We start from the raw sequence: 16,896 nt of genomic DNA, 5'->3' as shown, positions 1-16,896 counted from the left end.
GTGCTATAATAGTTCTATGAATATTATAACGTCTAAATCCAATAATGTAATCAAAAATGCTAAAAAATTACATCAAAAAAAATACCGGACAGATTCTTATCTCATTGAAGGCTGGCATCTGTTTGAAGAGGCAGTAGAAAATCATGCGAAGATTCGGCAGGTCTTTGTTTTAGAAGCCTATTTAGACCGGGTGGAGGACATCCAAAAAGTCACTATCGTGACTCCGGAGATTTTAAGCCTCTTGGCAGATTCGAAGACTCCTCAAGGGATTGTCGCAGAGATTCTTCTAGAGCAGCCAGAGCTTCCGGATCAGCTACAAGGGCGCTTCCTCTATTTGGAGGATGTACAGGATCCTGGCAATGTTGGGACTATGATTCGAACAGCAGATGCAGCAGGCTTTGATGGTGTCATGCTATCGAAAGCCTCCGCTGATCTATACAGTCTCAAGACCCTTCGATCCATGCAGGGCAGTCATTTCCATATTCCTATCTGGAAACTGGATCGAGAAGAACTATTGGAGCGAGCTGCGCAATCTCATCTAGCAGTTCTCGCAACGACGCTTTCAGAAGCTTCCATTGACTACCGTCAGCTTTCTCAGACCGATCAGTTTATCCTGGTGATGGGCAATGAAGGAAATGGCATCAGCCAGGAAATGGCGGCACAAGCAGACCAGCTGGTTCATATTCCCATGCCAGGTCGGGCAGAGAGTTTAAATGTTGCAGTGGCAGCAGGAATTTTGATGTTTTCTTTAAGGAAATTTTGAGAAAAAGAAGTATACTTAACCTGTAAGAAGAAGTTGATGGAGATCTTATTGGGAGAGCTTATCAACGAAAGGTGGTTATCTTATGCAATATCATCGTGACAAAGAATACATGACCTATGTAGGCCATCTGATCCAGCATCCTAAGGTTCAAAAATTAGCCGACATTCCCCACCATATTCATTCCAATCGTTTGGAACATTCCATTCATGTTAGCTATACCAGTTATAAACTGGCTAAAAAATTTGGTTGGGATGCCAAAAGTACGGCTCGGGGTGGCCTCTTGCATGACCTCTTTTACTATGATTGGCGCGAGACCAAGTTTACCAAGAGTCACGCCTGGATCCATCCCCGCATTGCCGTAAGAAATGCGCGAAAGATCACAGATCTCAATGCCAAGGAAGAAGACATTATTATTAAACACATGTGGGGAGCTACTCTTGCCCCGCCTCGCTACAAAGAATCTTTTGTGGTGACGATGGTGGATAAATACTGGGCTGTTAAGGAAGCTTCAGAACCTTGGCGTAAAAAGATGGCCAAAAAGAGATTTTTTCATCGAAAAATGTTAAAATCGTAGTAAACAAATTTGAAAGGAACTTGTTTATATGTATAATGATTCAGTAATCCAAGAACAAAGTGGATTGAATGCTTTTTATAACAAAATCTACTCATTAGTGGGGATCGGTGTAGGGATTTCAGCCCTTGTGTCTGGTCTTATGATGACAGTCTTTCAAGATTTCTTCGTTCAAATCTTGACAACAGCACCAATGGTTTACTATGCAGCAGTGGTTGTAGAATTGATCTTGGTCTTTGTTGCAAGTGGGAAGGCTGTTAAAAATAGCCCGTCTGCTCTTCCGATCTTCTTGATCTACTCAGCTTTGAATGGCTTTACCTTGAGCTTTATCATTGCTCGCTACATGCAAGCGACTGTCTATAAGGCTTTCTTGGTCAGTGCCTTGATGTTTATTGTCATGGGAGCTATCGGACGCGTCGTGAAAAAAGACCTTTCAGGTATGGGACGTGCCTTGATGGGAGTCTTGATCGGTGTGATTATCGCTTCTGTTGTGAACATGTTCTTGAGAAGTTCTGGAATGGACTATATCTTGAGTATTATCTCTGTCTTCCTCTTTGCAGGATTGACAGCTTGGGATAACCAAAAGATTCGCTATGTCTATGATCAAACAAATGGTCAACCTGCTACAGGTTGGGCAGTAGCGATGGCTTTGGAACTTTATCTTGATTTTATCAACCTCTTTATCAGCCTTCTTCGTATCTTCGGAAGAAACGACTAATCAAAGAGAAATTGAGCTGGGGCAGTTGCCTCGGCTTTTTTTGTCTTTCGACTTGTGCTATACTAATAGTGACTAAAGAATAGAAATGAGCGCTTATGAAAACACCTTTTGTAACCCGTGAACAATTAGAAAGCTTGACCCAAGAATTTCCGACCCCTTTCCATCTCTATGATGAAGCAGGAATTCGTGAAACGGCTCGTGCCCTCCATCAAGCTTTTGCTTGGAATGAAGGTTTTAAAGAATACTTTGCCATTAAGGCGACTCCGAACCCATCGATCCTAAAAATTTTGCAAGAAGAGGGCTGTGGAGTTGACACTGCCAGCTACGTCGAATTGTTAATGGCAGATAAACTTGGTTTTAGTGGAAAAGAGATCATGTTTTCTTCTAACAACACGCCAGCCGATGAATTTGTCTATGCTCGTGAATTAGGGGCAACCATCAATCTGGATGCCTATGAAGACATTGCTTTCTTGAAATCTGTGACCAGCATCCCCAAGGTTATTTCATGTCGCTATAATCCTGGTGGAGTCTTTGAACTGGGAACCGATATTATGGACAATCCGGAAGAAGCCAAGTTTGGAATGACCAAGGAGCAATTGATTCAAGCCTTTATCGAGTTGAAAGAACTGGGTGTGGAAGAGTTTGGCATTCACGCCTTGTTAGCTTCTAATACAGTATCCAACGATTACTATCCAGAGCTAGCGCGTCAACTTTTTGAATTGGCAGTGGAAGTCGTCGAGAAAACAGGTGTCCATTTGGGCTTCATCAACCTCTCTGGTGGAGTTGGGGTCAATTACAAGCCAGAGCAAGAACCAAATGATATTGCCATTATTGGGGAAGGCGTGCACCGCGTTTTTGATGAGATTCTCAAACCGGCAGGACTTGGCCATGTGAAAATCTATACCGAACTTGGTCGCTTTATGCTAGCTTCACACGGTCTTTTGGTAACCAGAGTGACGCATAAAAAGAAAACCTACCGGGCCTATGTGGGTGTCGATGCTTCAGCTGTGAACCTTCTTAGACCGGCTATGTACGGTGCTTATCACCATATTACCAATATGGATCGTCCAGATGGACCGACTGAAGTGGTCGATGTTGTGGGAAGTCTCTGTGAAAATAACGATAAATTTGCTAAACAACGTGAATTACCAGTGACGGAGATTGGAGATTTGCTCGTGATCCATGATACCGGAGCCCATGGATTTTCAATGGGGTATCAGTACAATGCCAAATTGCGTTCTGCAGAAGTTTTGCTTCAAGAAGATGGGCAGGCCCGTTTGATTCGTCGAGCAGAAAAACCAGAAGATTATCTTGCGACACTCTACGGCTTTGACATTGAAAAATAAGCGATTGTCTGATATAATGATAGTTATGTAAAAATAATGGATCGGAGAAAATTGTATGAATCTCTTTTTAGGAATTTTGTTGATTATTTTGGCTTTCTTTGGTGGGATGGTTGCAGGAATGTTCTTGCTTCGTCGTCAATTTGAAAAAGAATTTGCATCAAATCCACGTTTGAATGTTGAAGCAGTCCGCACACTTTTAGGTGCGAGTGGCCAACGTCCAAGCGAAGCAAAAGTTCAACAAGTCTATCGCCAAATTGTGACCCAACAAAAATCAGCAATGGCGAAAAACAAGAAAAAATAAGAGTGGGGCAATCTCACGATAATAAATGAGAGGGGCTTGGAGGAATTTCTTAGTCCCTCCTTTTGGAAGGAAGAGATATGGATAACCGACCGATTGGTTTTTTAGATTCTGGAGTAGGGGGCTTGACTGTTGTCCGCGAATTGCTCCGTCAGCTTCCTCACGAAGATGTCGTCTATATTGGAGATTCAGCACGTGCACCTTATGGTCCTAGACCAGCAGACCAAATTCGCGAGTATACTTGGCAGATGGTGAACTTCCTTCTGACCAAAAATGTCAAGATGATTGTTTTAGCTTGTAATACAGCGACGGCAGTGGTTTGGGAAGAAGTAAAGGAAAAACTTGATATTCCTGTTTTGGGAGTGATCTTGCCCGGAGCTTCTGCAGCCATTAAATCAACGACCCATCAAAAAATTGGGGTCATTGGGACACCGATGACAGTTTCTTCTGGAATTTATAAAGAGAAGATTCAAAGTCTGGCACCAGATATGAAAGTCACCAGTTTAGCTTGTCCCAAGTTTGTTCCTTTAGTGGAATCCAACGAGTTGGCATCCAGTGTGACCAAAAAGGTGGTTTACGAAACCCTAAAACCACTAGTTGGAAAGGTTGATACCTTGGTCTTGGGATGTACCCATTATCCCCTGTTAAAACCGATTATTCAAAATGTGATGGGACCGGATGTCAAATTGATTGATAGTGGAGCGGAGTGTGTTCGGGATATTTCCGTCTTATTAAACTATTTTGAGCTCAATAAGAGCCGCGAACTCTTAGAGCAGACCCACCGCTTTTATACCACTGCAAATGCCAATAGCTTTGCAGCGATTGCCGAAAAATGGCTAGAACGTTCAGTGAATGTGGAGCATGTAAATTTATGAGTGACAAACTATTTGAATACAAAGATTCCCAAGATTGGTATATTGCCCAATGGGGAGAAGATGCAGACTACAATCAATTTAGTCAAGTTCCTGCGGAAGCTTCCACTCTGTTAGACCAGCTGGAACTTCTCTTTGCCAAGGATCCTGAAGGATTTCCGCTTAATCTATCGGTGATGCGCTATGGTTCAGCCTTTCGTTTCCTAACCTTTTTGACTGAAATCTTGAATGAAGTCAAGGGAAGAGCTTTTGAGATCGTACAGCGTCAAGGAGCCTTGCTCTTGGTTGAAAAAGGGAAATTGCTCTATTTGCATTTGCCAAGTGATGGGCTGGATTTGGAAGCCTTCTTGGGTCAAGACAAGGTCAAAGATACGATTCTCATTGCGACTCGAAATGAGGGAAAAACCAAAGAATTCCGCAATATGTTTGAAAAGCTAGGCTTTGAAGTGGAAAACCTCAATCAGTATCCAGAGCTTCCAGAAGTCGAAGAAACAGGGATGACCTTTGAGGAGAATGCCCGCCTAAAAGCTGAAACCATCGCAGAGCTAACTGGGAAAACAGTCTTAGCGGATGATTCAGGTTTGAAGGTAGATATCTTGGGAGGCTTACCAGGAGTTTGGTCCGCTCGCTTTGCGGGAGTTGGTGCGACAGATGCAGAGAATAATGCGAAATTGTTGCACGAATTGGCTATGGTTTTTGACTTGAAAGACCGTTCAGCCCAGTTCCATACGACCTTGGTGGTTGCAAGACCAGGCAAGGAAAGCCTAGTGGTGGAAGCTGATTGGCCAGGGTATATTAATTTTGAGCCTAAAGGAGAAAATGGGTTTGGCTATGATCCACTCTTCTTAGTTGGGGAAACGGGCCGTGCTGCCGCTGAATTAACACTTGAAGAAAAAAATACACAATCGCATCGTGCTTTAGCTGTTAAAAAGTTATTGGAGGTATTTCCATCATGGCAAAGCAAACAATCATCGTGATGAGTGACTCGCATGGAGACCGCTCCATTGTTGAAGCAATTAAAGAAAAATATCTAGGCAAGGTCGATGGAATCTTTCACAATGGGGATTCTGAACTAAAAAGTGATGATCCTGTCTGGGAAGGGATTCACGTTGTCCAAGGAAACATGGATTTTTATGATGGCTATCCAGAACGCTTGGTGACCCAACTAGGGCCAACACGAATCATCCAGACCCATGGGCATCTCTTCCAGATCAATTTTAGTTTTCAAAAATTGGATCTGTGGGCTCAAGAGGAGGAAGCAGATATCTGTCTTTACGGCCACCTTCATATCCCAGATGCTTGGAAGGAAGGAAGAACCCTCTTTGTGAATCCTGGATCGATCAGTCAGCCACGCGGTCTGATTCGAGAGTGTTTGTATGCTAAGATAGAGATAACTGATTCGAACTTCAAGGTAGAGTATTATACGCGAGATCATGAGTTGTATCCTGAATTGACAAAGGAGTTTAGCAGATGATAGCAAAGGAATTTGAACGTTTCTTGCTGGCGCAGGAAGAGACGTTCTTAACTCCAGCCAAAAATTTAGCGGTCTTGATTGATAACCACAATGTAGACCATGCAGTCTTGCTGTTGAGCCAGATTAGCTATAGTCGTATTCCGGTAGTGACGGATGAACGCAAGTTTGTGGGGACGATCTCCCTAACGGATATTCTATCTTATCAATTGAAACACGAGATTCCTGAGGAGACTTTTGCTTCGATGGATATCGTAGACGTTGCAAAAAAAGGGGTCGGGGTCATCGGCTTAGACTTCAATTTGACAGAAGTCCTTCACAAGTTGGTGGATGACTCCTTCTTATCAGTGGTGGATGAAGAAGGGTATTTCCAAGGGATTATTACACGGAAATCGATTCTTAAAGCCATCAATTCGCTAATGCATGATTTTTCAAATGAATACGAGATGATTCCAAAATGAAAGAATTTATTGCAAGTTTTATTGATCAAAAAGAACTAAGTGAAAATTCTCAGTCAGCCTATTTCTATGATTTGGACCAGTTTATTGAGTCGATCCATGGAAAAGTGACACCGACAAATTTGAGAATTTACCAAGCTTCGATTAAAGATTTTAAACCGGCGGTTCAAAAACGAAAATTATCTGCCGTCAACCAATTTTTATATTATTTGTATCAAGAACGCTTTATTTCTGAATACCATCGTTTGGTATTGCCTAAAATTCAACCGGCCAAGACCCATGATCGGGAATTGTTGGATTTGACCCATTTTTGGGAAGAATCAACCAACCCTCAGGGACGCTTGATGGCCTTGTTGATTCTGGAGATGGGCTTGTTGCCAAGTGAGATCCTCCAAGTCAAGGTCGAAGATATTCAGCTGGACTTTCACGTCATTCGAGTGGGCAAAGATGGCCAAAAACGGGTTTTAAAGGTTCCAGAGCCGTTACTGGATGAATTGCAACTCTTCCTAGATGGTATTTATCTCTTTGATAATAAAGGAAAATGCTACTCCCGTCAGTGGGGATTTCGACAATTAGAAGCCTTCTTGATCGAAAAAGGGAATCAAGACCTTTCGGCGCAATCGATTCGTGAGCAATATATTTTGAAACAACGTGAACTCGGTGTGGATCTCTTTAGTATTGCGCGTGAATTGGGCCTAAAAACCATGGTGACATTAGAAAAATATAAATAATGGATATTAAAATTAAAGATTTTGAAGGGCCTTTGGACCTCTTGCTCCACTTGGTCTCTAAATACCAGATGGATATTTATGAGGTCCCCTTGATTGAGGTGATCGAACAGTATCTGGCTTATCTGGCGACTCTCCAGGCTATGAAACTAGAGGTAGCAGGGGAATACATGCTGATGGCTAGTCAACTAACCTTGATCAAGAGTCGAAGACTTCTTCCTAAGGTTGCAGAGGAGATGGATGAAGCAGAGGATCTCGAGCAGGACCTCCTTTCTCAATTGGAAGAGTACCGTACTTACAAGCAATTAGGAGAGTTGATGGCCTCACAGCACGAGGAGCGCGCCCTTTATTATTCAAAACCCAAGATGGAATTGGTCTACGACGATACGGAATTGCTTCACGATCGTACAACGGTGGATCTTTTCTTGGCTTTCTCAAAACTATTGACCAAGAAAAAAGAAGAATTCCGTCAGAACCATACGACCATTGTAAAGGATGAATACAAGATTGAGGATCTGATGGACCAGCTGCGTCACCGATTCCACGATCGCTCACAAGTTCTCTTGCAGGACTTGTTTCTAGAAGCAACGGATCTCCAAGAGGTCATTACTCTATTTCTTGCAACCCTTGAATTGATCAAGATTCAAGAAGTAACGGTGATCCAGGATAGGGCTTTTGGAGAAATTTACTTAAATAGGATTGAACATGAGCAAATTAGCTGAAATTGAAGCACTCTTATTTGTAGCAGGTGAAGAAGGAATTACTGCCAGACAAATCGCAGACCTTCTCTCTTTACCTCCGACAGGTGTGGTGCAAAGTTTAGAAAAATTAAGCAAAAAATACCAGGAGGACACAGATACCAGTCTGTGTTTGATGGAGACAGCTTCCCGTTATAAATTGGTGACAAAGGCAGACTACGCTTCAGTTTTACGAGACTATTCTAGAACGCCCATGAATCAAAGTTTGTCTCGGGCTGCCCTCGAAACCTTATCAATCATTGCTTATAAGCAACCAATCACCCGTGTGGAGGTCGATGATATTCGGGGTGTCAATTCCAGCGGTGCCATTACCAAACTACTGTCATTTGATCTGATCCGAGAGGATGGGAAAAAAGAAGTCCTCGGGCGTCCCAATTTGTATGTCACGACGGAGTATTTTTTGGATTATATGGGAATCAATCATTTGGAGGAATTACCAAAGGTTGAGGAAGTGGACATTGATCCAGAGGAAGGTCAATTATTTTCAGAGAGAACAGAGGAACTAGATGAGAATTAACAAATATATTGCCCATGCAGGCGTGGCTAGTCGTCGCAAGGCCGAAGAACTGATCAAGCAAGGCTTGGTTACAGTAAATGGCCAAGTTGTGCGTGAATTAGCGACTATTATTAAGACCGGTGATCAGGTTGAAGTAGAAGGCACTCCAATCTACAACGAAGAAAAGGTCTACTATCTTTTAAATAAGCCACGTGGCGTCATCTCTAGTGTATCTGATGATAAAGGGCGGACAACAGTCGTTGACCTTTTATCTCAAGTGCCAGAGCGTATCTACCCAGTGGGACGTTTGGACTGGGATACATCTGGTGTCTTGATTTTGACCAATGATGGTGATTTTACAGATGAGATGATTCACCCACGTAATGAGATTGATAAGGTCTATGTGGCGCGTGTCAAAGGGATTGCCAATAAGGAAAATTTGCGTCCCTTAACACGAGGGGTGACCATTGATGGCAAGAAAACCAAGCCAGCGACTTACGAGATCTTAAAAGTGGATGTTGAAAAGAACCGTTCAGTGGTTCAGTTGACCATTCATGAAGGGCGCAACCACCAGGTCAAAAAGATGTTTGAAGCTGTAGGACTTTTAGTGGACAAACTCTCCCGAACCCAGTTTGGAAACCTAGATGTCTCAGGACTTCGTCCGGGTGAATACCGTCGCTTGAACAAAAAAGAAGTTAGCCAGTTGCACAATCTAGCAGTGACTAAATCTAAAAAATCATGAAAAAAATCCTGATTGCTATGGTCAGAGGCTATCAAAAATGGATCTCTCCCATATTTCCACCTTCTTGTCGCTTTCAACCGACCTGTTCCAATTATATGATCCAAGCGATTGAACGCTTTGGTGTGAAAGGTGTTTTGATGGGGGTTGCGAGAATCTTGCGATGCCATCCGGGTACCCAAGCGGGACCAGACCCTCTGCCAGACCACTTTAGTCTGAGACGAAATGAAGAATCAAAATAGGACGATCACAAATAAACAGAAATGAGAGTGGGACAGAAATCGGTAATTCGTTAGAATTCGATTTCGTTGTCCCACCTCCGCACAGTTGAGTAGGGCTGTAAAAGCTGATGAAATCAGCGTAGTAGAGCCCACTCAACCACTGCGTCTTGCTCGAAAATCCAAAAACAATTAAGAGGCTAGGACTTTTGTCCCAGCCTCATTTTTTTATAACACTCTCGTTTTATCAGCGTTTAGACCATGTTTTAGGAAGGAAGAGCAGAATCATTGGATAGATTTCAAGCCGTCCGGCAATCATGGCTAAGGAAAGTAACAGTTTTGAAATCGGACTAAAGATGGAGAAGGTTTGACCCGTACCAATCATAGGTCCAATATTGTTGAAACAACTAAAGACAGCACTGACAACCGTCATGAAGCTATTATTGTCTAGACTCACTACAAAGAGTAAGCCGATCGTAATAAAACTGTATATTGTAAAGTACTTGAGGATCTGATGCTGGGTATCTTTATCCAATACCGTATCGTTGACATGCAAGGTCAAAACTCGATTTGGAGACAAGGTCGAAAGAACCTGATTTTTTGCGATTCGCCATAAGGTCAAGCACCGAATGACTTTTAGCCCCCCAGCGGTCGAGCCAGCAGACCCACCGACCACCATCAGCATCAAGAGGATGAACTGAGAAAAGAGAGGCCATTTTTCTGTCGTTCCATAACCAAAACCGGTAGTGGTGATGATATTGGAAACTTGGAAGAAGGAAATCTCAAAACTCTTAGCGACATTGGCATAGAGATGAAGGACATTGTAAGCGATCAATACACTGGACACGAGGACGATCGTAATATAGGTCCGCAATTCCTCGTCTTTAAAGAAGGCCTTGAATTTTCGAATCATGAGGAAGTAGTAGAGGTTAAAGTTAACCCCGAAGACTAAAACCCCGATACTGACCAAATAGGTGATCAAACTACTATTGTAGTGGGAAATTCCGTCGTTAAAAACGGTAAAGCCCCCAGTGCCAGCCGTCCCCATGGCGATGACAAAACTATCATAAAGGGGCATGCCGGCAAGGAAATAAAGAACCACAAAGAGGAAGAACAAGCCCAAGTACAAGAAGTAGAGAATTTGAGCTGTGTTTTTTAATTTGGAAACGACCTTCCCAAAAACTGGACCAGGAACTTCCGCCTTCATGACTTCGAGGTGGCTGTTCTTGTTATTGTCCATAATGGCAAGGGCAAAGACCAATACTCCCATCCCACCAATCAAGTGGGTGAAACTGCGCCAAAAGAGAAGAGAGTGGCTTAGGACACCCACATCATCTAATATCGTTGCTCCTGTTGTTGTAAAGCCAGAGCTGACTTCAAAGAAGGCGTCGATAATGTTGGGGATTTGTCCCGAAAAGACAAAGGGAAGGGCGCCAAAGAAGGACCAGAGGATCCAACAGAGGGCTACAATCAGGACTCCTTCTTTAGCATAAATGTGAAAGTCCTTTGGTTTGTGAAAACTACCAAGTAGCCCCAGCCCAAGTAAGATGGCCATGGTTGCCCCAATAGAGACAAAGACCTTGGCAGGTTCCTGATAGATTGCAGCGACCACTAAAGGAACAATCAGGAGAGCTGCCTCGATTAAGAGGAGCTTGGACAAGAGGTAACGAATCATGCTTCTATTCATCAGACTTACCTCTCAACTAAATCGTAGATTTTAGTGACATTTTGAATCAAAGTGGTCACGACAATCCGATCTCCTACCATTAAACGGTCATCTCCATTAGGGAAAATAGCCTTACCATCTCGAATAATGGCGGCGATCAAGACGCCTTTTTTCAATTTCAATTCAGAGAGGGGATATTGGGTTAGTTTATTGTCTTCCTTAATTTGGAACTGCAAGGTTTCAATTCGGCCGTTTGCGACATGGTGCAAGGCTTCTAGGTTTGAGAACTGTGCATTGTAGCGCCCGCGAATAAAGTGCATAATGGTATCCACGGCGATGCGCTTTGGTGTGACGATACTGGTCATATCCTGATCGCCAATGATCTCCAACAGACTGGTTCGGTTGACCTTGGTAATGTTCTTTTTGACTCCGACGGAATTCAAGAACATGGAGGTGATGATATTTTCTTCATCGACTCCTGTCAAAGTGGCCACAGCATCGAAGTTGTTGGCACTCTCTTCTAAAAGAATGTCTTTAGCGGTTCCGTCTCCATGGACGACATAGAGGTCAGGAAATTCTTGGCTAAAGAATTCCGCCCGTTCGCGATTGACCTCTAAGACCTTGAGATCGATCTTGCGACGCACATCTTGAAGAATATTGAGTAGGTAGTAGGCAATTTTCCCAGCACCAATGATCATCATGCTCTTAATGACCTGAGGGCGAACATTGTTGTGGAAGAGAACGACCTCGATCCGATTACCTGTTACGAAAATCTTGTCTTGAGGTTGCAAGACAAAGTCTCCGTTTGGAATGGTGAGTTCGTTGCCACGCTCGATTGCACAAACAATGACATTTCCGTATTTCTTCCGGAATTGGGATAGACTCATATTGCAGAGATTGCTATCTGGCTTGATTTTAAATTCCATCAAGGCAACTCGGCCATTGGCAAAATGCTCCACAGAAAGGGCATTTGGGAAGTCAATGATATTGGCAATATAGCGAGCTGTCAGCAATTCAGGATTGACAACTAGGGAGAAGCCCAAGATATTTTTTTCCTTGAAGTAGGAATTGGAATATTCCGGATTCCGCACCCGAACGATAGTCTCTTTGGCTCCCATTTTTTTAGCCAAAACAGCAGAGACCATGTTCACTTCGTCGTACTCGGTCATGGAAATGAAGATGTCGCAGTCTTCAACATCTGCTTGCTCCAAGATCTTGAAGTTTGCCCCATTTCCTAAAATTCCAATGATATCAAACCGTTTGGTAATATGGTTAAGAACGGATTCGTCTTTTTCGATCAAAATAACATCGTGGTTTTCAGCAACGAGAGAACGACAAAGGGCCGTTCCGACCTTTCCTCCACCAACAACAATAATTTTCATAGAATACCTCCAGAGTATGTTTCTATCATACTCTATTTTCAAGAAAAATTCATCTTTTTTAAGGATTTTCTGGTGGAATTTTGAGAAGCTAAGAACAAGTAGGAAAAATGGTCAAAAGAGTAGAACGAGGAGGGATTGAAAACTTTGGTAAAGTTTCTTAAAAAAATCTAAAAAAACTATTGACAGGAGCTTCAAAAGTGTTATACTTAGAAAGTACCTTCGTTGATTTACCTCAAACCTGTTGTGAGTTAAGTTAATGAAGCTGTAACCACGCTGTTTGCTGAGCTTGACTCCGGGCAGTGTGGCTATTTTTTTATCAGAAAGAGATCGAGTATGAATATTGAAGAACTAGACTACCAAGAGTCAGCAGCTCAAAACCACATCGTCTTGTTCCAACCTCAGATTCCACAAAATACGGGCAATATTGCACGGACTTGTGCGGCAACCAATTCCCCCTTACATATTATTCGTCCCATGGCTTTTCCGATCGATGATCGCAAGATGAAGCGAGCAGGACTCGATTACTGGGACAAGCTGGATGTCCGTTTCTATGATAGCTTAGAAGAGTTTATGGAAGCAGCGCGTGACGGTCAGGTGCACTTGGTGTCTAAGTTTGCAAATCAGACTTATTCGGACGTTTCTTATCAGGATGGGAAATCCCATTATTTCTTGTTTGGACGCGAGGACAAAGGATTGCCGGAAGATTTTATGCGCCAGCACGAGGAGAAGACTATTCGCATTCCGATGAATGACGAGCATGTTCGTAGTTTAAATGTCTCCAATACCGTCTGCATGATTGTTTATGAGGCGCTCCGCCAGCAGGGATTCAAAGGGCTGGAGTTGAGCCATCGTTATGAGCATGACAAGCTCAAATAAGAACGAAAAATTAAAAGACGAACGGTGTAATCTATCAAGTTACAAAAACTTGCCTTGGCAAGTTTTTTTTGTTATGATTAAGAAGTCTTCAGGGCAGGGTGAGATTCCCGACCGGCGGTGACTTTTACTAGGAAATGTTTTTTTCCTTTTATACTTTGTTGCCAAGCTTTGCTTAACAAGAAGTTATGCCTACAGCTTGTCGTATCGTTTAAAAGAAAAATCTCCATTTCCATACTCTAAAAGAAGTCCGCGAGCGCAAGCTGATGTGGTGTGACTCCACAACCGACAGTATAGTCTGGATGGGAGAAGACGAGAGACGAATAGACTGACAGCTATTCTGATCTGTTTAGAGCTGATGCATAGGAATAAAACGTTAGGTGCTATGATTGACTAGCGGTATTTTTCAATGGAGACCAGCTAAAGTGACTAGAATGTTCACTAGTTTAAGCTTTGTTTAAATAGTTTAGAGTAGAATGATGGGGTAGACGTCTTTCCAGCTTCTCTAATTTTTAAAAAATTGGAGGAACCTGTTATGACAAATACACGTAAACTGACCCTAGTGGCTGTTTTATCCGCATTATCTTTTATTTTGATGTTCTATCAATTTTCTTTCTTGATAGATTTCTTCAAAATTGATTTGAGTATCATCGCCATTTTGTTGGCTTTGGTCTTGTTGGATTTTAAAAGTGCTGTTTGGGTGACCTTGATCCGATCTGTTCTTAAATTAGCTCTTAATAATAAGGGGCTTGAGACCTTGATCGGACTACCAATCAATATCATTGGAATTCTTGTTTTTGTCCTTGCTTTTGCATGGATTTGGAACAAGGAACGGACCCATGGCCGATTTGTCCTGGCAACGATTGTCGGAACGATCAGCTTGAGTATCACGATGGTATTGGTGAACTATGTCTATGCAATCCCTTTGTATGCTCGCTTTATGAACTATGATATTTCGAAAACACTAGGGCTTGTCCACTATTTAGCCGCAATGGTTGCACCGTTTAACCTGATCGAAGGAGTGATTTGGGCCATCGCATTTGGATTGATCTACACTCTTTTGCAACCGATTTTGAAAAAATATGAAAAATAAACAACAACATTGGGCGAAGGCAAGCTTCGCCCTTCTCATTTTTGTCATTCTCGGGTATGTGATTCGTTTCTACCCGCAACAATTAACTGGTTTTGATAGCGCTCTTCAATCTACTATTCGAGGCGATCTGCCTGCACCACTGACAGCCTTCTTTACCAAGGTAACCCATGTCATGGATACCAAGATCATTGTCATCTGGGTGGGTCTTTTGCTAGCTGTCTTTGCCTGTAAGAAATGGTACAGCGAAGCCCTCTTTCTGGGGAGCAATCTGGTATTGACCGGTCTTTTGGTTCTTCTTCTGAAGAATATCTACCAGAGACCGAGACCAAGTATTCTTCATCTAGTAGAGGAAAAAGGCTTTTCTTTTCCAAGTGGTCATTCACTGGCGTCTACCCTTGTTTTGGGAAGCTTAATCATTATTATCTACCAGCATTTAAAACATAAAACTGCCCGCTATTGTCTTCAAGGCTTGCTGGTTCTGGGAATTGTGACCATTGTGGTCTCCCGTATTTATGTCGGGGTCCACTATCCTTCAGACGTTCTCGGCAGTATGATTTTGGGCCTTGCTGTCTTGCAATTTGAGTACCCCTTGTACGATCGCTTGCGGTTTCAATGGCGCTTTACAGGGAAGCAAAAATAACTAACAACTAGGAGTTGGACTCGTGTTTTGAGTTCGACTCTTTTTTTGCTATAATGAAGGGTATGAAATCCTACAATACCTTGAATGATTATTATCGAACCTTATTTGGAGAAAAGACCTTTAAAGTCCCTATTGATGCAGGCTTTGATTGTCCCAATCGAGACGGAACAGTCGCCCATGGTGGCTGTACTTTTTGCACGGTCTCAGGTTCAGGAGATGCCATTGTGGCCCCAGAAGCTCCGATTCGAGAACAATTTTACAAAGAGATTGATTTTATGCATCGGAAATGGCCGGATGTGAAGAAGTACCTGGTCTATTTTCAAAATTTCACCAATACCCATGATAAGGTGGACGTCATTCGAGAGCGTTATGAGCAGGCCATCAATGAACCAGGAGTAGTAGGAATCAACATCGGTACGCGTCCGGATTGTTTACCAGATGATACCTTGGCCTATCTAGCAGAGCTGACCGAGCGCATGCATGTGACGATTGAGCTGGGGCTTCAGACGACTTATGAAGCGACGTCTCAATTAATCAATCGGGCCCATAGTTATGACCTCTACGTTGAAACAGTCAAGCGGATTCGCCAACAGGTGCCTAAGGCTGAGATCGTATCTCATTTGATCAATGGCCTTCCAGGGGAAACACATGAGATGATGGTGGAAAATGTTCGCCGTTGTGTGACCGATAATGAAATTGATGGCATCAAGTTGCATCTCTTGCATTTGATGACCAATACACGCATGCAACGAGACTATCATGAAGGGCGCCTCCAACTCATGAGCCAGGAAGAATATGTCAAGGTCATCTGTGACCAGTTGGAGATTATCCCCAAACATATCGTCATCCATCGGATTACAGGGGACGCACCACGGGATATGTTGATTGGCCCTATGTGGAGCCTCAACAAATGGGAAGTCCTAAACGCTATTGAAATTGAAATGCGTCGTCGTGGAAGTACCCAAGGATGTAAGCTAGAAGAAAAGGAGAGTGCTGATGTTACGACCGCTTGAAATGGCCCATCAATTTTTAGCAGAAGTCATCACCAAAGAAGATGTCGTGGTAGATGCCACCATGGGAAATGGACATGATACGGCCTTTTTAGCCAAACTAGCAGGCCAGGTCTATGCCTTTGATATTCAAGAACAGGCCCTTGTAAATACCCAAGAAAGATTGGAAAAGTTGGGACTTCAGCATGTCCGGTTGATTTTGGATGGTCACCAGCATGTGGACCAATATGTGGAGACCCTCAAAGCAGCTATTTTCAATCTGGGGTATCTGCCATCTGCGGATAAATCGGTGATTACTCTTCCAGCTACCACTATTGAAGCGATGGAAAAAATCTGTGCTCGCCTAGAAAAAGGTGGTCGAATGGCTATTATGATTTATTATGGTCATGAGGGAGGAGACATCGAGCGTGATGCAGTGCTAGATTTTGTCAGTCAGCTCCCTCAAAAAGATTACACCGCGACCATCTACCGGACACTGAATCAAGTGAACCAACCACCGTTTTTGGTCATGATTGAAAAATTAGAAAGTTATCGTCATGGATAAAGAATATTTAAAAAATAAAATTGAAGGATTGAGACACCATTTTGTTGAATCAACCATTCACGAGCGTGCAATCGGTTTTTATGATGAAGCCCATATGACCAAAAAGATGCTCAAAATAAAAAAGAAATTGGTTGCGCTTGAGATGGAACGGTGCCAAAAGAAGATTGAGCACAAGGATGTAACCAAGACAGACCAAAAGATTGCGGAGTTAAAACAGCAATTTGAGACTTGCTGCCAAGGACGCTAGGGAGG

The 16,896-nt window shown here is 42.9% G+C and carries 22 protein-coding genes and 1 riboswitch; of the genes, 20 read left to right on the top strand and 2 right to left on the bottom strand.

The annotated features are described in order from the left end of the window. The first annotated feature begins 16 nt into the window (after positions 1-16). From QM351_RS05110 to yidD, 14 genes are all read left to right on the top strand, one after another. Positions 17-763, top strand: a complete 747-nt coding sequence (locus QM351_RS05110) for a TrmH family RNA methyltransferase (protein ID WP_049507107.1) — start codon at positions 17-19, stop codon at positions 761-763. A gap of 82 nt (positions 764-845) precedes the next feature. Beyond that, complete coding sequence (locus QM351_RS05105; RefSeq protein ID WP_049482905.1) at positions 846-1,337, top strand: HDIG domain-containing metalloprotein; 492 nt, start codon at positions 846-848, stop codon at positions 1,335-1,337. 28 nt (positions 1,338-1,365) lie between these two features. After that, on the top strand, positions 1,366-2,052 hold the full coding sequence (locus QM351_RS05100; RefSeq protein ID WP_003008369.1) for a Bax inhibitor-1/YccA family protein: 687 nt from the start codon (positions 1,366-1,368) through the stop codon (positions 2,050-2,052). Positions 2,053-2,147: 95 nt separating this feature from the next. Next, positions 2,148-3,398, top strand: coding sequence for a diaminopimelate decarboxylase (locus QM351_RS05095; RefSeq protein ID WP_414323108.1), 1,251 nt, complete (start codon positions 2,148-2,150; stop codon positions 3,396-3,398). A 55-nt stretch (positions 3,399-3,453) separates the two neighbouring features. Further along, positions 3,454-3,699 carry a YneF family protein gene (locus tag QM351_RS05090; protein ID WP_013904022.1) on the top strand — a complete coding sequence of 82 codons (246 nt, stop codon included), beginning with the start codon at positions 3,454-3,456 and terminating at the stop codon, positions 3,697-3,699. Positions 3,700-3,776: 77 nt separating this feature from the next. Then, positions 3,777-4,571, top strand: coding sequence for a glutamate racemase (racE, locus tag QM351_RS05085; protein WP_013904021.1), 795 nt, complete (start codon positions 3,777-3,779; stop codon positions 4,569-4,571). Further along, on the top strand, positions 4,568-5,545 hold the full coding sequence (locus tag QM351_RS05080; protein WP_371605444.1) for a nucleoside-triphosphate diphosphatase: 978 nt from the start codon (positions 4,568-4,570) through the stop codon (positions 5,543-5,545). Before racE ends, QM351_RS05080 begins: the two co-directional genes overlap by 4 nt. Then, positions 5,521-6,042, top strand: coding sequence for a metallophosphoesterase (locus tag QM351_RS05075; RefSeq protein WP_049482898.1), 522 nt, complete (start codon positions 5,521-5,523; stop codon positions 6,040-6,042). The genes QM351_RS05080 and QM351_RS05075 overlap by 25 nt, the downstream gene beginning before the upstream one ends. Further along, the gene (gene cbpB / locus QM351_RS05070) at positions 6,039-6,500 is read left to right on the top strand and encodes a cyclic-di-AMP-binding protein CbpB (protein WP_257738958.1); all 462 of its coding nucleotides are present in this window, start codon (positions 6,039-6,041) and stop codon (positions 6,498-6,500) included. The genes QM351_RS05075 and cbpB overlap by 4 nt, the downstream gene beginning before the upstream one ends. After that, positions 6,497-7,228, top strand: a complete 732-nt coding sequence (xerD, locus tag QM351_RS05065; RefSeq protein ID WP_013904017.1) for a site-specific tyrosine recombinase XerD — start codon at positions 6,497-6,499, stop codon at positions 7,226-7,228. The genes cbpB and xerD overlap by 4 nt, the downstream gene beginning before the upstream one ends. Continuing rightward, the gene (locus QM351_RS05060) at positions 7,228-7,947 is read left to right on the top strand and encodes a segregation/condensation protein A (RefSeq protein ID WP_013904016.1); all 720 of its coding nucleotides are present in this window, start codon (positions 7,228-7,230) and stop codon (positions 7,945-7,947) included. Before xerD ends, QM351_RS05060 begins: the two co-directional genes overlap by 1 nt. Beyond that, on the top strand, positions 7,931-8,500 hold the full coding sequence (gene scpB, locus QM351_RS05055; protein WP_013904015.1) for an SMC-Scp complex subunit ScpB: 570 nt from the start codon (positions 7,931-7,933) through the stop codon (positions 8,498-8,500). Before QM351_RS05060 ends, scpB begins: the two co-directional genes overlap by 17 nt. Then, complete coding sequence (locus QM351_RS05050; RefSeq protein WP_257738960.1) at positions 8,490-9,221, top strand: pseudouridine synthase; 732 nt, start codon at positions 8,490-8,492, stop codon at positions 9,219-9,221. The genes scpB and QM351_RS05050 overlap by 11 nt, the downstream gene beginning before the upstream one ends. Then, entirely contained in the window at positions 9,218-9,460 is a 243-nt protein-coding gene (gene yidD / locus QM351_RS05045; RefSeq protein WP_013904013.1) for a membrane protein insertion efficiency factor YidD, read from the top strand. The genes QM351_RS05050 and yidD overlap by 4 nt, the downstream gene beginning before the upstream one ends. A 223-nt stretch (positions 9,461-9,683) precedes the next feature. On the opposite strand, the gene QM351_RS05040 is transcribed toward yidD, so the two are convergent. Both QM351_RS05040 and trkA read right to left on the bottom strand, forming a co-directional pair. Next, positions 9,684-11,123, bottom strand: a complete 1,440-nt coding sequence (locus QM351_RS05040) for a TrkH family potassium uptake protein (RefSeq protein ID WP_414326812.1) — start codon at positions 11,121-11,123, stop codon at positions 9,684-9,686. 5 nt (positions 11,124-11,128) lie between these two features. Continuing rightward, positions 11,129-12,484: a Trk system potassium transporter TrkA gene (gene trkA, locus QM351_RS05035; RefSeq protein ID WP_414326810.1), complete on the bottom strand. Its 1,356-nt coding sequence runs from the start codon at positions 12,482-12,484 to the stop codon at positions 11,129-11,131. Positions 12,485-12,817: 333 nt separating this feature from the next. Here trkA and trmL point away from each other — a divergent pair, with 333 nt between their 5' ends. The 6 genes from trmL (at position 12,818) to QM351_RS05005 (ending at position 16,891) form a co-directional block, all read left to right on the top strand. After that, positions 12,818-13,360, top strand: a complete 543-nt coding sequence (trmL, locus tag QM351_RS05030) for a tRNA (uridine(34)/cytosine(34)/5-carboxymethylaminomethyluridine(34)-2'-O)-methyltransferase TrmL (RefSeq protein ID WP_155198804.1) — start codon at positions 12,818-12,820, stop codon at positions 13,358-13,360. A gap of 80 nt (positions 13,361-13,440) precedes the next feature. Next, a riboswitch (FMN riboswitch) is annotated at positions 13,441-13,675 on the top strand. 202 nt (positions 13,676-13,877) lie between these two features. Beyond that, positions 13,878-14,450, top strand: coding sequence for an ECF transporter S component (locus tag QM351_RS05025; protein ID WP_414326809.1), 573 nt, complete (start codon positions 13,878-13,880; stop codon positions 14,448-14,450). Next, positions 14,440-15,090: a phosphatase PAP2 family protein gene (locus tag QM351_RS05020; RefSeq protein ID WP_049472289.1), complete on the top strand. Its 651-nt coding sequence runs from the start codon at positions 14,440-14,442 to the stop codon at positions 15,088-15,090. The genes QM351_RS05025 and QM351_RS05020 overlap by 11 nt, the downstream gene beginning before the upstream one ends. Before the next feature lie 53 nt (positions 15,091-15,143). Further along, complete coding sequence (locus tag QM351_RS05015; RefSeq protein ID WP_152902918.1) at positions 15,144-16,103, top strand: TIGR01212 family radical SAM protein; 960 nt, start codon at positions 15,144-15,146, stop codon at positions 16,101-16,103. Then, positions 16,087-16,644 (top strand): tRNA (mnm(5)s(2)U34)-methyltransferase, encoded by a 558-nt coding sequence (locus tag QM351_RS05010; protein WP_049472293.1) that lies wholly within the window; start codon positions 16,087-16,089, stop codon positions 16,642-16,644. The genes QM351_RS05015 and QM351_RS05010 overlap by 17 nt, the downstream gene beginning before the upstream one ends. Further along, positions 16,637-16,891: a hypothetical protein gene (locus tag QM351_RS05005; RefSeq protein ID WP_414326806.1), complete on the top strand. Its 255-nt coding sequence runs from the start codon at positions 16,637-16,639 to the stop codon at positions 16,889-16,891. The genes QM351_RS05010 and QM351_RS05005 overlap by 8 nt, the downstream gene beginning before the upstream one ends. Positions 16,892-16,896 lie beyond the last annotated feature (5 nt).

This window comes from Streptococcus parasanguinis (genome assembly GCF_047465465.1).
GTDB classification, from domain to species: domain Bacteria; phylum Bacillota; class Bacilli; order Lactobacillales; family Streptococcaceae; genus Streptococcus; species Streptococcus parasanguinis_AI.
Note: the sequence above shows the minus strand (reverse complement) of the source record. Positions and strands in the feature narration are given on the sequence as shown.

Excerpts from the sequence above, each read along its gene's own strand:
- QM351_RS05095 (WP_414323108.1), top strand. The coding sequence starts at position 2,148 with ATGAAAACACCTTTTGTAACCCGTGAACAATTAGAAAGCTTGACCCAA.
- xerD (WP_013904017.1), top strand. The coding sequence starts at position 6,497 with ATGAAAGAATTTATTGCAAGTTTTATTGATCAAAAAGAACTAAGTGAA.
- QM351_RS05015 (WP_152902918.1), top strand. The coding sequence starts at position 15,144 with ATGAAGGGTATGAAATCCTACAATACCTTGAATGATTATTATCGAACC.
- QM351_RS05090 (WP_013904022.1), top strand. The coding sequence starts at position 3,454 with ATGAATCTCTTTTTAGGAATTTTGTTGATTATTTTGGCTTTCTTTGGT.
- trmL (WP_155198804.1), top strand. The coding sequence starts at position 12,818 with ATGAATATTGAAGAACTAGACTACCAAGAGTCAGCAGCTCAAAACCAC.
- trkA (WP_414326810.1), bottom strand. The coding sequence starts at position 12,484 with ATGAAAATTATTGTTGTTGGTGGAGGAAAGGTCGGAACGGCCCTTTGT.
- QM351_RS05005 (WP_414326806.1), top strand. The coding sequence starts at position 16,637 with ATGGATAAAGAATATTTAAAAAATAAAATTGAAGGATTGAGACACCAT.
- cbpB (WP_257738958.1), top strand. The coding sequence starts at position 6,039 with ATGATAGCAAAGGAATTTGAACGTTTCTTGCTGGCGCAGGAAGAGACG.
- scpB (WP_013904015.1), top strand. The coding sequence starts at position 7,931 with ATGAGCAAATTAGCTGAAATTGAAGCACTCTTATTTGTAGCAGGTGAA.
- QM351_RS05020 (WP_049472289.1), top strand. The coding sequence starts at position 14,440 with ATGAAAAATAAACAACAACATTGGGCGAAGGCAAGCTTCGCCCTTCTC.
- QM351_RS05100 (WP_003008369.1), top strand. The coding sequence starts at position 1,366 with ATGTATAATGATTCAGTAATCCAAGAACAAAGTGGATTGAATGCTTTT.
- QM351_RS05105 (WP_049482905.1), top strand. The coding sequence starts at position 846 with ATGCAATATCATCGTGACAAAGAATACATGACCTATGTAGGCCATCTG.
- QM351_RS05040 (WP_414326812.1), bottom strand. The coding sequence starts at position 11,123 with ATGAATAGAAGCATGATTCGTTACCTCTTGTCCAAGCTCCTCTTAATC.
- yidD (WP_013904013.1), top strand. The coding sequence starts at position 9,218 with ATGAAAAAAATCCTGATTGCTATGGTCAGAGGCTATCAAAAATGGATC.
- QM351_RS05075 (WP_049482898.1), top strand. The coding sequence starts at position 5,521 with ATGGCAAAGCAAACAATCATCGTGATGAGTGACTCGCATGGAGACCGC.
- racE (WP_013904021.1), top strand. The coding sequence starts at position 3,777 with ATGGATAACCGACCGATTGGTTTTTTAGATTCTGGAGTAGGGGGCTTG.
- QM351_RS05060 (WP_013904016.1), top strand. The coding sequence starts at position 7,228 with ATGGATATTAAAATTAAAGATTTTGAAGGGCCTTTGGACCTCTTGCTC.
- QM351_RS05050 (WP_257738960.1), top strand. The coding sequence starts at position 8,490 with ATGAGAATTAACAAATATATTGCCCATGCAGGCGTGGCTAGTCGTCGC.
- QM351_RS05010 (WP_049472293.1), top strand. The coding sequence starts at position 16,087 with ATGTTACGACCGCTTGAAATGGCCCATCAATTTTTAGCAGAAGTCATC.
- QM351_RS05110 (WP_049507107.1), top strand. The coding sequence starts at position 17 with ATGAATATTATAACGTCTAAATCCAATAATGTAATCAAAAATGCTAAA.
- QM351_RS05080 (WP_371605444.1), top strand. The coding sequence starts at position 4,568 with ATGAGTGACAAACTATTTGAATACAAAGATTCCCAAGATTGGTATATT.